General features: G+C 42.5%; 14 protein-coding genes. All 14 read right to left on the reverse strand.

Features of this window, described 5'->3' with window-relative positions; translation table 11 throughout:
* Window positions 1-3: 3 nt before the first annotated feature.
* The gene (ftsW, locus tag MK405_RS03370) at window positions 4-1227 is read right to left on the reverse strand and encodes a cell division peptidoglycan polymerase FtsW (RefSeq protein WP_268704317.1); all 1224 of its coding nucleotides are present in this window, start codon (window positions 1225-1227) and stop codon (window positions 4-6) included.
* A gap of 188 nt (window positions 1228-1415) precedes the next feature.
* Window positions 1416-2357 (reverse strand): peptidylprolyl isomerase PrsA, encoded by a 942-nt coding sequence (prsA, locus tag MK405_RS03375; RefSeq protein WP_268704318.1) that lies wholly within the window; start codon window positions 2355-2357, stop codon window positions 1416-1418.
* A 67-nt stretch (window positions 2358-2424) separates the two neighbouring features.
* Window positions 2425-3138 carry an O-methyltransferase gene (locus tag MK405_RS03380; RefSeq protein ID WP_007521652.1) on the reverse strand — a complete coding sequence of 238 codons (714 nt, stop codon included), beginning with the start codon at window positions 3136-3138 and terminating at the stop codon, window positions 2425-2427.
* A 1-nt stretch (window position 3139) separates the two neighbouring features.
* On the reverse strand, window positions 3140-4942 hold the full coding sequence (pepF, locus tag MK405_RS03385; protein WP_268704319.1) for an oligoendopeptidase F: 1803 nt from the start codon (window positions 4940-4942) through the stop codon (window positions 3140-3142).
* Window positions 4943-4960: 18 nt separating this feature from the next.
* Entirely contained in the window at window positions 4961-5917 is a 957-nt protein-coding gene (locus MK405_RS03390; RefSeq protein WP_268704320.1) for a competence protein CoiA, read from the reverse strand.
* Window positions 5918-5991: 74 nt separating this feature from the next.
* The gene (locus tag MK405_RS03395) at window positions 5992-7140 is read right to left on the reverse strand and encodes a PDDEXK family nuclease (protein ID WP_268704321.1); all 1149 of its coding nucleotides are present in this window, start codon (window positions 7138-7140) and stop codon (window positions 5992-5994) included.
* A 174-nt stretch (window positions 7141-7314) separates the two neighbouring features.
* The gene (gene tehB, locus MK405_RS03400; protein ID WP_268704322.1) at window positions 7315-8175 is read right to left on the reverse strand and encodes an SAM-dependent methyltransferase TehB; all 861 of its coding nucleotides are present in this window, start codon (window positions 8173-8175) and stop codon (window positions 7315-7317) included.
* Window positions 8176-8189: 14 nt separating this feature from the next.
* Window positions 8190-8657: an SsrA-binding protein SmpB gene (gene smpB / locus MK405_RS03405; RefSeq protein ID WP_001051742.1), complete on the reverse strand. Its 468-nt coding sequence runs from the start codon at window positions 8655-8657 to the stop codon at window positions 8190-8192.
* Window positions 8620-10974: a ribonuclease R gene (gene rnr / locus MK405_RS03410; protein WP_268704323.1), complete on the reverse strand. Its 2355-nt coding sequence runs from the start codon at window positions 10972-10974 to the stop codon at window positions 8620-8622. Before rnr ends, smpB begins: the two co-directional genes overlap by 38 nt.
* A 203-nt stretch (window positions 10975-11177) precedes the next feature.
* Complete coding sequence (gene secG / locus MK405_RS03415; protein ID WP_000282517.1) at window positions 11178-11411, reverse strand: preprotein translocase subunit SecG; 234 nt, start codon at window positions 11409-11411, stop codon at window positions 11178-11180.
* A gap of 39 nt (window positions 11412-11450) precedes the next feature.
* Entirely contained in the window at window positions 11451-11600 is a 150-nt protein-coding gene (gene rpmG, locus MK405_RS03420) for a 50S ribosomal protein L33 (protein WP_007519517.1), read from the reverse strand.
* Complete coding sequence (locus MK405_RS03425; protein WP_248023488.1) at window positions 11600-12799, reverse strand: multidrug efflux MFS transporter PmrA; 1200 nt, start codon at window positions 12797-12799, stop codon at window positions 11600-11602. The genes rpmG and MK405_RS03425 overlap by 1 nt, the downstream gene beginning before the upstream one ends.
* Window positions 12786-13391: a dephospho-CoA kinase gene (coaE, locus tag MK405_RS03430; RefSeq protein ID WP_268704324.1), complete on the reverse strand. Its 606-nt coding sequence runs from the start codon at window positions 13389-13391 to the stop codon at window positions 12786-12788. The genes MK405_RS03425 and coaE overlap by 14 nt, the downstream gene beginning before the upstream one ends.
* Entirely contained in the window at window positions 13391-14215 is an 825-nt protein-coding gene (mutM, locus tag MK405_RS03435; protein ID WP_268704325.1) for a DNA-formamidopyrimidine glycosylase, read from the reverse strand. The genes coaE and mutM overlap by 1 nt, the downstream gene beginning before the upstream one ends.
* Window positions 14216-14229 lie beyond the last annotated feature (14 nt).

Genomic DNA, 14229 nt, shown 5'->3' on the forward strand with positions numbered 1-14229 from the left:
TCCTTACAGATTTTCATCGGTTTGATTCTCGTATTCTCTGATAAGTTTGGCACGCTTTTCGCTTGCATCAATGTTCAGTACAAGCGCGATGGCTACGGATAATACCAATAGACTGTTCCCACCTTGTGAAAGGAAGGGGAAGGTTACCCCTGTAGAAGGAATCAACCCTGAAATCCCACCGATATTGACAAAGACCTGAACAAGGATCATCCCTCCGACACCAATAGCAACCATGGAGTTAAAGGGATCCTTTGCTCGAATACCAACCAAGATGATTCGTAAAATTAAGAAGAAGAGTAAAGCCAAAATCATACTGGCTCCTACGAATCCAAACTCTTCGATGACAATCGAAAAGACAAAATCCGTATGGGCTTCTGGCAGATAACCACGCTTCTCGATAGAATTTCCCAATCCTAGTCCGAACCAGCCTCCATTAACCATGGCATAGTAGGAATTTGCAAGCTGGTGTCCTGCACCCGCCAAGTCATTAAAGGGATTAAAGAAGGCACTAAAACGTTTAGCAACATAACCAAATACCGGTATCTGAGAAAATTTTTCAACTCCAACAAGACGAATGACAGATAAGAATAAAATTGAACTCCCTGCCAAGAGAGCTAGAATGGTCGAGAACCAACGATAGGCGATTCCACTAACGGTGTACATAATGAGCGCCACCAAAACCAAGATGGTCGCATTTCCCAAGTCGGGGAAAATCCCCAAGCTACCAATCAGAACCAGCAGAACAAAACGCCAGTCATTAAAAGCTCGAGGCAGCCACTGATTCTTTGTCAAAACCTGGAAATCATAAACCGCAATCTCATCTTGCTGTTTTGAAAAACGATGTGCCAAGTACCATATGATGATAATCTTAAGGTATTCAGCTGGCTGAATCGTTACAGGTCCTACAGAAATCCATCCGTATGCTCCATTGACAGGTGTTCCGACCAGACGCGCTAGGGCTAAAAGAACTATCTCCACAATCATCACAATAAAAATGAGACGTCCATTTCTCAGGAAACCTAATTTTAATTTATAGATTAAGGCAATCAAAACCAAACTAGCTACCCAGAAAATCCCCTGGTTACGTACCAATTGAAAAGCGCTTTTTCCTTCTTCAATTAGGGTTGCACTCGTTGTCGAGTAAACTACAATCAATCCCAAAATCGACAGAAGAAAATAAGGAATCAAAATGGAATAGTTTAGTAGGTGCCTTTTACTAATTTTCATATTTCACCACTCTAATAGGAACAGAGGTGGTTGTCCCTAATTCCGTTTTATTTTCTAGTTTTGATTGTTATTATACCACTTTTTCAGAAAGAAAAAAACTATTATCCTTTAATCCTTCGAATTTTACTTATTTTTTGTCTTCAAGCATAAAAAATACAAACCTCAAATGAGATTTGTATTTTCATTGCTTAGTTAGATGAAGAGCTACTGCTTGAGCTTGAGTCACCACCACCGATGTATTGGGTGAAGATGTTTTGGAAGGCTTGGTCTTTGACTTTGATATTAGCAGCTTGTAATTCTTTACCAATTACTCCTTGAACAAAGGCTGAATCATTTTGTTTTTGAGTCAAAATGATGGTCTTCAATTTTTCTTTGTAATCCTCTATATTAGAAGATTTTTCTGTTTTCTTCGTTACTTTGATGATGTAGAATTGATTGCTGTAGGCTTGTGTTCCAGTAGCCGTAATCACATCAGAAACACCGTTCACATCCAAGGCAAAGGCTGCTTTTTTGACTTGTTCTGGAAGTTCTGTTGAAGCAGAGTCAAAAGTGATTTCTCCACCATTTTCTTTTGTCTTATCATCGTTAGAGTTGTCTTTTGCCAACTGAGCAAAATCTGCACCTTCTGCTTTGGCTTTCTCAAGCACTTCTTTTGCCTTGTCTTCATTATCCATACGGATGATTTGAGCTGTCACATCTGGTGTATAGGACTCAAAAGCCTTTTGGTAAGCCTCATCTGTCAATTCGCTCTCAGCGGCCTTCTTAACCGCCAATTCAACCAATTTGCTAGTACGGATTTGAGCTTTACGAGTCTCAGGTGTCATACCTGCCCGTTGAAGTACGCTATTGTAGCTATCGCCGTATTTCTTTTGTTCCTCAGCAACGGCGTCATCCACATCTTTATCAGTTACCTCTGATCCATATTGTTGTTCGAATACTTTTTGGATGGTCATATTTAGCAAGACTTGTTGCGCAGTTGGATTATTCTTTACTTCTTCAAAGAATTGATGTTCTGTAATCACATCACCCTTCATGCTGATCAAATCTTTTCCTTCAGAACTGTTTGAACAAGCTGCAAGTGTTGCTACTGATAAAAGTGTGATGGCTCCTGCCATAAGTTTTTTCTTCATGTTTACTCCTTTTACGGTAAGTGTTACTTTATCTATTTTACTATAATTTCTTAAATTTTTCTGAAAATCATTTTTCATCAGGTAGCTGTACATCTGCTACATTTTTTCGTAGCATGAGAATGCCATCACCAAGAGGAACTAGAGTTGCTGTTAGACCTGGATTGTCCAAAGTTGCGTCGAAAAGTCTTTGCAAACCACGATAAATGGTTCGTTGACCACGGCGGACTTCCATGATGTCCTTGGCAACATCTCCTCCTTGAAAAATATCATCCAAGACAACCACTCCACCAACTTCAAGTCGTTTGAGGATTTCAGGTAGAAAGACGATGTACTTGGACTTAGCCGAATCCATAAAGACAAAGTCATAAGTTTCTGTCAGGCTAGACAAAACATCTACGGCATCTCCCTCTAAGAGGGTGATTTGCTTACGACTGTCAAACTGGGCAAAGTTTTCCTTGGCAAAGCCTATCATCTCAGGATTGCGGTCAATGGTTGTAATCTTAGCATCTGGCGCATGCTCCGCCATCAAAAGAGCTGAAAAACCGATAGCTGTCCCAATTTCCAAAATATTCTTAGGCTGCAGACTTTCCATGAGAAATCGAAAGTAAGCAACTGTTTCATGAGGAATGATTGGGATATTTTCCTTGCGAGCGAAGGCTTCCAATTCTTTCAAAGAACCAGTCACCTGCTTTTGACGCTGGCGCATGAGTTCAACGATTTCTTCCTTGACGACGGGACGACGCATATTGTGATTGGCATTTTTACTATAAGACTCTACCATCTTAAGCTAGTCCCAATTTTTCAACAAGAGCTTCAAACTCGTTCAAGCGACGTTCAAAGACTGCAAAGGCGTCGTTAAGATAGTCTTCTTTTTCCATATCCACTCCCGCTTTTCTCATAACATTGAGTGGATAGTCTGACTTACCTGCTTTGAGATAGTCGATATAGCGGTCACGATCTTCTTGACTACCATGGACAATCTTCTCAGCCAAGGCTGAAGCAGCTGCAAAACCTGTTGAATACTGATAAACATAGTAGTTATAGTAGAAGTGTGGAATGCGCGCCCACTCATATTGGATTTGAGTATTGTCTTCCTTGCTGAGTCCATAGTAATCTTGGTTCAAGTCAGCGTAGAGCTTATTAAGGAAATCACTTGTCAAGACTTCTCCATTTTGATCTGCTTGATGGATAGCATGTTCAAACTCAGCGAATTGAGTTTGACGGAAGACTGTTCCACGGAAACCATCTAGGAAGTTATTGAGAATAGCAAAGCGTGTCGCATCGTCTTCTACTTCTTCCAACAATTTCTCAGTCAAGATATTTTCATTGGTCGTTGAGGCAATCTCAGCCAAGAAGATAGAGTAATCCCCGTAAACATAAGGCTGAGTTTCACGAGTATAGCTAGAGTGCATACTGTGACCTGTTTCATGGACAAGGGTAAAGAGATTGTCTAGATTGTCCTGCCAGTTGAGAAGCATGAAGGCATTAGTATCATAAGAACCACCAGAGTAGGCACCAGAACGCTTGCCTTGGTTTTCATAGACATCAATCCAACGCTCGCTAAAGGCACGTTTGACACGGCTCAAGTAGTCGTCACCTAAGACTGCCAAGGCTTCTTCTGCCTTTTTCAAGGCTTCTTCGTAGGTAAAGCTGAATTCTACTGAAGATAGTGGTGTGTAAACATCATACATCTTGAGATCTGAAATCTCCAAGATTTTAGAACGCAGGTTAAGGTATCGATGCAAGAGTGGCAAATGTTTGCGAACTGCTGCTACTAGATTGTCATAGACACTTTCTGGAACAAAGTTTGCTGCGAGGGCTGCATGGCGAGCACTCTTATAGTTGCGAACTTTTGCGCGGTAGTTTTGCACTTTAACATTTGTCTGCAAAGTCTTAGCATAAGTGTGTTGGAATTGCTCGTATGTCGCATAAAGGGCTTCATAGGCACCACGACGCACTTCACGGTTTTTAGACTCCATCAAACGGATGTAAGTACCGTGTGAGAGTTGTACTTCATTGCCTTCGTCATCAAGAACGTATGGGAAGCTAATATCCGCATTATCCAAAATAGCGAAAGTTTCACTAGCAGCGCCAAAGATTTCTCCTGCTCCAGCAAGCAATTCTTCCTCACGTTGCGAAAGAACATGGTCTTTCTTTTGCAAGAGCTTGTCAAAAAAGTGCTTGTAAACTTGGAGTTTTGGTTGAGCTTCTAGGAAGGCCGCATACTGCTCTTCGCTAATCTCCATAAACTCAGGTTCATAGAATGAAAAGGCTTGTTCTAACTGACTGTATAGGGTCATTGCCTTAGCATAGTACTCTTGATACTTGGCCTCACGCGTGTCCTGGTCATTTTTCATATGCGCATAGACATAAAGCTTTTCAACTTGGCGTTCCAAGTCGAGTGAGAATTCTGTGATCTCAAGCAAACTGTCTGCGCTGTCCAAAAGATGTCCCTCATACTGAGATGCTGTTTGTACTTTTTCAGTTAAATCTTTCAAGGCTTCTTCCCAAGCCTGGTCTGTTGGGTAGATTGTTGAAAGATCCCATGTATCTTTTTCATTTATTTCATGTCGTTGTAATACCATAAGATTCCTCCATCCTTTCTATTTTACCACATTTTTTGAGAAATATAAGTGATAAAAGGCTGGTGGATAGAGCTTTTGGCGATTATTTTTCGGATTTTTTTGATAGTAAGCCTGAAAATTTCTATAATAGCTAGTCAAATCCGTTTCAATCTGCAAAAAATCACCCGATTCTATTGGTCTGACTTGGGGATACCAGTCGTCCAGTTGACGGTTTAATAGATTGTCTCCTCGTTGGTAAGCCTTCTCCTGTTTTTTCATCCAGTAAGGCGTTTGGTAGTACAACTGTTGGCGAATGTAGTGACAGATAGTGGTATCTTGCACAACTGCAAAACAAGACAGTTTTTGTTTCTGATAAGGAAATCGTAGAATTTCCAAGAGTTTTCCTTGTCCATAGGGAAATTCCTTGACCTGAAAATGAAGCTTTCCACGTAGGTCCTGATGTAAAAGATATTTCAGTCTCAAAACTTGCTTTTTGAAATCTAGTTCCCAAGCATAGAAACCCATATTTTGACTAAAATAGAGAAACCCCCTTTGCAGTTGCGTAAGTCGCTCTTTTAACCAGAGTTTTTCTCCCAATAGCCAGATAACTTGGTAGCCCTGACTACGGTAGCCTTGACTTCTGTCGCCTAAAAGCTTATGAGACAAGGGACTGCACTGGACCTCTAGAGCTAGTTTCTCATTTACGAGAACATCCGCTATCTGCTGAATCGCGGGCAGACTATATTCTACGGCAACCTGATTGTCCTTCTTGGCCCAGTGATAGAGGGCCTCTTTGTTGCTCAAGTGTTCTGAACTTTCATTCTCAAAAATAGCCATACAATCTCTTAAAGATTCATGAGCGAAGTGCGTTCGAATACTCTGTCCCTGACGTAATCGTAGTCCGCCACCACAGGCTGGACAAGTGTAGGGTTGCTTAGTTACGTCTTTTTCAAGGGCATTCACCAAATTTCCCTTGGCATCTCTGGCTACAAACATGGTCTACCTCCTTTTCTCATTTATTCGAAAAAGAACTAAAAAAGACTGGAATTCCAGCCTTTCACATTGCTCTTTTACCTTTTAAATCTCTTAGAATATTTTTTTAGCATGGGAATGAGATTAGGAATCTGCTCACTTCTAATGACCAGCACGCCGTATTCCTGACAGCGATTGGCATAAACAGGATTGATTTTCCCCGTACAGACAATTAACTTAAGGCAACTTTCCCCAGCAAAATGATTAGCATAGACTTCTAGCTCATTGATGGCTTCAACTGATAAATCTGTCATTTTGCAGGAGATAAAGGTAATCGAGCGTCCCTTTCTCAGAATGACATCAATCTCATTTTGAACATTGTCTGCCTCTGGAAAGATGCCATTCCAATCAATCTCACCGCCTATCATGCACTCATCAAACAGCTGAGATTCAAGCGCCAAGAGATAGAGATATACCTCTAAAATATGCCCCTTGTTGCGGCAAAAGACTTGAGCTTCTTGACTTGGAAAACTGTAAGCTACTCGTTTCTTATCTTCGCCTTCAATACGAAGCATCCCCGCTTCTACTAGTAAGGGGATCAGGGATTCTGGATAGTGATAATACTTGCCGTTGTTATCCAGTATTTTTTCGGTCTCAGCATGGAGGTCATTGGTCTTAGCTAGAGAGAAAAATTGGGTCACTTGGTACCAGTGGGCAGGATTGGCAATAGCTGAGCTGGCTAGCTTTTTGATGGCTGCAATTTGCTGAGCTGAGTGGATAGGGCGTTTGGATTTGAGCATTTTTCCACCACGCAAGGCTATCAACTGTTGGATGCTTAGGGTTGGAATGTCCAAGTCTTCTTTTTCTAACTGGCCGGCTATCCACTTGTATTGTTTTCCTCGCTCGACATCCATGGCAACGATGGGAAGATAGCGATCCAAGCCGTATTGATAGAGAGATAAGGCCAGTAGCGAATCCCCACCAAAAACATCGAGAAGGACTTGGTCGTAACCTGCTAGGCAATAATCTAACTGGTCCACTAGTTGTTCTAAGGAGAGCTGACGAAAGGTCACTCGTTGGATATGAGGCACCTCATCCATGATAAACTGACGGAGGGAGACTTTCTCATCATTGCTTATTTTCGTCAAAGATAGAAAAAGAATCTCGTCACAATCACTGATAAAGGCTTGGTAGACATTCTTTTCCAATACATGCCGATCATACAGCTCCACCAAAAGACTCGTCATTTGATCACCTCCATCATCTACAACTGATTAAGCAGAGAGACAGTAATAGACCTCTACTGCTCAGATTTCCTACTTCTAGTATAGCATAAAACCTGCTCGTCCCAATCAACCAACGCAAACAAAAACGAATAGAAACCTTGCAAAGTGATTTCTATTCGCTGGGTTAAGTTTGATTTACTTGACTTTTTTGGCTAACATGGTCGCAAAGCGTAGTTGAATGCGATTGCCATTTTCATCACGACGGTGCAGATGTCCTGGATTTTCATTGTACTTAACCAATTCCCAATCTTTGTAGTAGGCCGCCAACTCCCCTTCTTTAAAGGTGAATGGGAAGTTAACCGAGCAAGGATAATCCTCTGTGTCCATGGCACAGACGATAAGGTTGTAGCCTCCAACACTAGTTTGCTCCTGCATATTCTGGATGATAGCTGGAATACGATCTGCTTGAAGAAACATGAGAACAACTGTCGATACGATGAAATCATAGACTTGGCTGATGCTGGCTGAATTGATATCATAAAGTCCAACAGGCAAATCTAGATCCTCTTGCTCTACGATGCTTTTTAAAATTTCCAGAGATAGTTCATTTTGATCCACAGCTGTCACATCAAAACCTTGTTGTGCTAAGAAGAGAGAGTTACGGCCTTGACCACAACCCAAATCCAAGGCTCTTCCAGGTTTTACCGTTTGCATGGCTTCTAGAACCTCTGAATGGACTGGATTTGTATTGTATTTCTTAGGGAAATAATCCTCAGGTTTACAATAAAATTCCAAGTACCATTCTACATCGTCTGTTGCGGCCTCCACTCGGTGCCAGGCTTGCGGTTGTGCCATAGGGTTGTCAGCTCCTGCCTCAAAGAGGTGCTCAGCTAGAACCTCACCATCTTCAGTCAACTCAATAAACTTGAGTGCTCCTTTTACAACTGTAATCTTGCCCCAAGTCCCGACTTTAGTATTGTGCTTTTGCTGAACAGCTTCAGGCATGGTCTGTTTATTCCACAAGGGCATCCGTTTATAGGCAATTAATTTTTCCATTTTACTTCCTCTTCTTAACGCTGGTTGACAGCTTTCATCACACGCGCGATGTCGCGGTTTTGTTCACGACGCTTGATCGACTCCCGTTTATCGTAGTCATGTTTCCCTTTGGCAAGTCCTAAAAGAAGCTTGGCATAGCCATCTTTAATATAGACTTTGAGGGGAACAAGGGTCATTCCTGTCCCTTTGGTCTCTTGTTCCAATTTTTGAATTTGCTTCTTATGGAGCAGAAGTTTTCGACGACGTTCTGGTTCTTGGTTCCAGATATTGCCCTCTTCGTAAGGGGCGATATGAACATTGCTCAGCCAGACTTCCCCATTTTTTACTTGGGCAAAGCCGTCCTTGAGATTGATTCGAGCAGCTCGAACGCTCTTGATTTCAGTTCCAGTCAGGACCATCCCTGCCTCTAGCGTATCTACGATTGTATAGTCGTGGTGCGCCTTTTTATTTTGTGCGACGACCTTTCCCTCGCCCTTTGCCATGCTTGGCTCCTTTCTTAGCTACTTCCTTGTAAAAAGGTTTCTTGCCTTTTTTCTTTTTATCTTTTTGTGAATGCTTGTGCTTATCATTTGAACGCCCTGATTTTCTCTTGTCTTCCTTCTTGTCTGAACGACGATTTGAACCACGACCTCTGTCTTTGCGACCAGCTTGTTTCAAGCCCTTTTCGATGACATCAAACTCACTTGGAATATAAGAGAAATCAATCTCACCTGTCATCTTATCGGCTCTTTCAACTCGAATGCGAATCTGCTGACCTACACGGAAGGTTGTTCCTGATTTCTCTCCACGGAGTGTCAAGTCACGCTCGTTGAAATGATAAAATTCAGGCAAATTGGTAATGTGAATCAAGCCTTCGACTGTATTTGGCAATTCAACAAAGAGACCAAACTTGACGATGCTGGATACAACTGCATCGTACTCTTCACCAACGTATTCTTCCATGTACTCAGCCTTTTTCATGGCTTCGACTTCACGCTCGGCCTCGATGGCACGACGCTCACGATTGGAAGACTGGGTTGCAATCTCTGGAATCACTTGCTCAAAATGCTCTGCTATTTCCTTAGAACGGCCGTAATCCCGAATCATTCGATGGACAAGGAGGTCTGGATAACGGCGAATAGGGCTGGTAAAGTGAGTGTAATAATCAGCAGCAAGACCATAGTGACCGTGATTGTGCTCTGAATAGCGAGCTTGTTGCATGGATCGGAGAAGCATCATGGACAATACATCCGCATAGGGTTCTCCCTCAACAGCACGCATGATGTCTTGAAGCGCCTCCTGGCTAATCTCACTGGCAGTCCCATAAATCCGCAAACCAAAGCTCGAAGCGTAATCAATAAACTTCTGAACTTTTTCAGCCTTGGGCTCCTCGTGGATTCGATAAATGAAAGGTAGGTCCAGCTTGCTAAAGTGCTCGGCAACTGTTTCATTAGCAATCAACATGAAGGACTCGATCATCCGCTCAGCAACACCACGCTGACGAAGAACGATATCCACAGGCTTACCTTTTTTATCCACCAAGATCTTAGCTTCACTGGTATCAAAATTAAGGGCACCACGTTTCTCACGCATGCTTTCTAGCCTTTCATGAAGCTTGGCCATGAGTTCGATACTAGGAACAATCTTCTTAAACTCTTGCCTCTTTTCCTCATCGCCAGCTAGGATGTCATTGACAGCGCTATAGGTCATACGGAAGCTAGTCTTGATAACTGTTTGGGTAATAGTGTAATTAACCACACGACCATGTTTATCAATTTCCATAATGGCAGACTGGGTCAAGCGATCTACTTGAGGATTGAGCGAGCAAATGCCGTTTGACAAACGCTCTGGAAGCATTGGCACCACACGGTCTGTCACGTAGACAGAAGTCGCGCGGTTAAGGGCTTCCTTGTCAAGGGCAGAACCCTCGGTCACATAGTAGGAAACATCTGCAATGTGAACTCCGAGTTCGATATTGCCATTCTTTAAAGGCTTGATGTGGACCGCATCGTCCAAGTCCTTGGCATCCGCACCGTCAATGGTAAAGGTGATTTCATCTCTCAGGTCCAGACGACCTTCCATATCCTTTTGAGACGGAGCTTCTGGCACACTTTCTGCTTCCTTGAGAACAGCTTCTGGAAATTCTGAAACAATATCCATGGATTCCAAGACTTCAAGAACGTCAATCCCAGCATCAGTCGAGTGTCCCACCACGTCCAGCACACTAGCGACAAAGAAATCATGTTTCTTACTTGGGTATTTGTCGATAAAAACCTTGAGAACCTCTGTACCTTCCAACTTGATAGCCGGTTTCTTCACATAAATCGGTTGGCTGATTTTCTGATTTTTTGAACGAATGTAGCCCGCATACTTGGGCTTTTCCTGATCCAGAACGATTTGTCCGACAACTGTTGTCAGACTATGCTCTAGGATATCAATAATCTTGGCTTCTACTGCTGTTCCCTTGTTGCGGTCAGCGACTTTCTTAATCACGACCTCAACGGTATCACCATCTATGGCATAGTTGACATCGTTTTTTCCTACAAAAAGGTCGTCCTCTTCGTCTTCTAGACTGACAAAGCCAAAGCCGTTTTTATGGGCATGAAAAATCCCTTTGAGGGTGATTTCATGTTTCTTCTTTTGGTCCAGACATAAGCTACCATCATCTTCAAAACGAATCTGGTGCTTTCTTTCCATCAGAGACAGGGTTTTAATCAACTCACGGAAATCCTTGGATCCATCCTTTCCGAGAGCCTGAGCAAGGTCATTTACCGTCACTCGCCCCTTCTCTTGCAAATATTCTTTAATTTTATCTTTCATGTTTTCTTTCTAGATTTTTTAATTTTCTTTTACTGTAAGACCTTCTCAAACATCATTTAATACTCAATAAAAATCAAAGAGCAAACTAGAAAGCTAGGCGCAGGCAGTACTGGAGTACGACAAGCCGACGCTGACATGGTTTGAATTTGATTTTTGAAGAGTATAAAAATAAAAAGAGGCTAAGACCTAGTCTCGCCCATTTCTTATCTACTTGATAATACCGTCAATGCTAAGGCAATGGCTAGCCAGAAAAAGACTAAAATACCTGTCAAACGTTGCATCACAGCTTCAAAACCACGCGCTTTACTACGTTCAAACAAATCACCTGAGCTGGCATCAAATACATTGCTGGATTGGTTCTTAGTTGGTTGCATGAAAATCGCAATCACAATCACAACAGATAATACTAATAAAATGGTTAACAATAGGTTATACATATCAAACTCCTTAAAATCCCTATTATTTTACCATAAAATCTACTTAGATTCAAGATGTAGGGTTACTTTTCTTTCCTTGGGACAATACTTTAAAACCTCAATCTTGTCAGGATGAGTTTTGGAGTTCTTACTGGTTAGATAATTCATGCTGCCACAAGAGGAGCACTTGAGATTGATTTTTACTCGCACTAGATTTCCTTTACTTTTAATAACGATCTAAATTGCACTAAGTTACATAAACAACTAAAAGCTACACAGGCTGCTGTCGCATAAAAGACAGCATGGTAGCCCAAATATCCTGCAACTACGGATCCCGCCATAGGTCCGATCACTCCACCAAGGTAAAAAAAGACTTGGTTGAAGGCGAAGATCCTTGAAATACCTGATTTGGGAGTCATTTTGCTGAGAAGGGCATTGACTCCCGGTATGAGAGCTCCCGTTCCCAAACCAAAGAGAAAACGATACAAGCCAAGTTGAAGGGGGCTGGTTGCATGGGCACAAAGAAGGTAAATGATGACGGAATAAATCTGCGCCGCGACCAACAATCTATGATTCCCTACCTTATCGCCAAGTTTTCCTAGAATTCCAGCACTCATCATGCTAGAAAATCCCATGCTGGATACGATTAATCCTGATACAAAGAGGAGATTCTCAGTCTGCCCTAAGTCCCGCACATAGAGAGCTAGAATGGGGCCAATTGATTGAGCTGAAAATTGAATGACAAAACTCGTCAAAAATAGGTTTACTAAGAGTCTAGGATACTTGAAAGAAGAAAATAATTCTTTCGTTGGGATAGCCTTCTCCTTAGCCACTGGCTGAAAATCTTCCTTGATAAAGAAAATAGTTAGGATTGCAGCTAAAAATAAGAAAGCGCCTACCAATAAAAAGACATTGCGAATGCCAAAAATTTCAGCAATAAAGCCTCCAACAAAGGGGCCCGTCAGTGTTCCTGCAACAACACCTGTAGATAGAGTCCCCAGAGCCGCTCCCGACTTATCTTTCGGTACCTGACTAGCAATCAAGGCCGTTGCATTGGGGACAAAACCAGTAAATACACCATTGAGCAAGCGCAGAAAGAGTAGCCAATAGATATTTGGCACGAAGGCCAAACCTCCCATGGTAATGGTCATGGCAAGACCTGCTCGAATCATCATGGGTTTTCGACCATATTTGTCAGCAAGAATACCCCAGATAGGAGAAACTAGAGCTGCTGAAACAGCCGAAACTGAGATAGCTAATCCAGCATAGAAAGCAACTTGGTCCCCTTCAATTCCCAACTGCTCTACAAAGATAGGCATGAAAGGGACAACCAAGGAAATACTGGCTCCCGTTAGAAAACTACCGAACCAGGCGACACGAAGATTCTCTTTCCAACTAATCTCTTGCACAGCTATCGCCTCCTTCAAGTAACTTCACTACTTGAGCCACAAGCTGATCACGACTGCCATTGTTGTCTAGAACATGACTGGCAAAATCTTTCTTTTTCTCTAAAGACCATTGGGCGGCCAAACGGGACTCTGCTACTTCCTTAGAAAGATGATCTCGTTTCATGAAACGTTCCACCTGAACATCACGGTTCACATAGACCAGCCATGTTTCATCAAACCAGGCACTGTAGTCCTGTTCAAAAAGTAGGGGAATATCCATGAAAAAAATCGCTTCTGTCTGAGTCAACTGGTCTCGCAATGCAGCCAATTCCTCACGAATAATTTCCCCTTGGGTTTGCTTAGACCATTCCCGCTCCTCAGGATTTGAGAAGATGAGACTAGCTAGTAGAGGGCGATTGAGTTCTCCATTTTCTAAGATAATTTCCTGCCCAAAGTGGTGAACTAAGAGTTGATAAAGACGACCACCAGATTTTTGTAGTTGGTGAACGACTGCGTCAGCATCCACCACTTGAAAGCCTTTCTCTCTTAGGAAATTTGTCACAGTTGACTTACCAGAGGCAATTCCTCCTGTAATTCCAATGATTTTTCCCATCAGTCCCTCCTTTGACACTGAGGACAAAAATGAGTTCCTCGTCCACCGAGCTGGAATTTCTCAATCACTGTCCCGCAGCGTGAACATGCTTGTCCAGTCTTATCATAGACCTGATGGAAGTCCTGCATGGTTCCATCTTCCCCAAAGGCATTGGTATAGGTTCGAATAGTGGAACCACCCTTTTCAACTGCCTGTCCCAAAACAGCAATGGTCTGGTCATGGATGGCCGACGCTTCTTCTGCCGTCAAAGTCTGGGAAGGTCTAGCTGGATGGACCTGAGCTCGCCAGAGGACCTCATCCACATAGATATTGCCAAGACCAGCTACCAAGGTCTGGTCTAGGAGATGGGATTTGATAGGCTTTTTAGACTTGGCTAGGGCAGCTTGAAAGACCTGCAAATCAAAGTCCTGCTCTCTTGGCTCAGGGCCTAGTTTCTTAGAAATAAAGTAGGCATCCAAAAGGTCAGGCGCCAATAGTTCCATAGTACCAAACTTGCGTACATCTTCATAAACAAGCGTGCCTCCATCTTCGAACTCAATGAAAACATGGGCATGCTTGCGTTCAGGTACCTGGTCTGGATAGTAAAAATACTTGCCCTCCATCCGCAAATGAAAAATCAAGACTTTGTCTGTCAGGTAAAAAAGCAAATATTTCCCACGGCGTCCCATGGACTCAATTACTTGGCCAGGCACTTCCTTTTTAAACTCGTCCAAATCTGTCTTAATCATCTTAGGATAACGAACCTCTATACTCGAAATTTTCTTTCCCAAAATCAATTTTTCTAAGCCACGACGAACGGTTTCAACCTCAGGTAATTCAGGCATAGTTCCTCCTTCTG

It is taken from the genome of Streptococcus oralis, assembly GCF_026782345.1.
Lineage (GTDB): Bacteria > Bacillota > Bacilli > Lactobacillales > Streptococcaceae > Streptococcus > Streptococcus oralis_CK.

Bases quoted from the DNA above. Each gene is read 5' to 3' on its own strand.
- rnr (WP_268704323.1), bottom strand. From the start codon at position 10,974: ATGAAAGATAAAATTAAAGAATATTTGCAAGAGAAGGGGCGAGTGACG.
- prsA (WP_268704318.1), bottom strand. From the start codon at position 2,357: ATGAAGAAAAAACTTATGGCAGGAGCCATCACACTTTTATCAGTAGCA.
- pepF (WP_268704319.1), bottom strand. From the start codon at position 4,942: ATGGTATTACAACGACATGAAATAAATGAAAAAGATACATGGGATCTT.
- secG (WP_000282517.1), bottom strand. From the start codon at position 11,411: ATGTATAACCTATTGTTAACCATTTTATTAGTATTATCTGTTGTGATT.
- tehB (WP_268704322.1), bottom strand. From the start codon at position 8,175: ATGGAAAAATTAATTGCCTATAAACGGATGCCCTTGTGGAATAAACAG.
- mutM (WP_268704325.1), bottom strand. From the start codon at position 14,215: ATGCCTGAATTACCTGAGGTTGAAACCGTTCGTCGTGGCTTAGAAAAA.
- ftsW (WP_268704317.1), bottom strand. From the start codon at position 1,227: ATGAAAATTAGTAAAAGGCACCTACTAAACTATTCCATTTTGATTCCT.
- smpB (WP_001051742.1), bottom strand. From the start codon at position 8,657: ATGGCAAAGGGCGAGGGAAAGGTCGTCGCACAAAATAAAAAGGCGCAC.
- MK405_RS03395 (WP_268704321.1), bottom strand. From the start codon at position 7,140: ATGACGAGTCTTTTGGTGGAGCTGTATGATCGGCATGTATTGGAAAAG.
- MK405_RS03380 (WP_007521652.1), bottom strand. From the start codon at position 3,138: ATGGTAGAGTCTTATAGTAAAAATGCCAATCACAATATGCGTCGTCCC.
- MK405_RS03390 (WP_268704320.1), bottom strand. From the start codon at position 5,917: ATGTTTGTAGCCAGAGATGCCAAGGGAAATTTGGTGAATGCCCTTGAA.
- coaE (WP_268704324.1), bottom strand. From the start codon at position 13,391: ATGGGAAAAATCATTGGAATTACAGGAGGAATTGCCTCTGGTAAGTCA.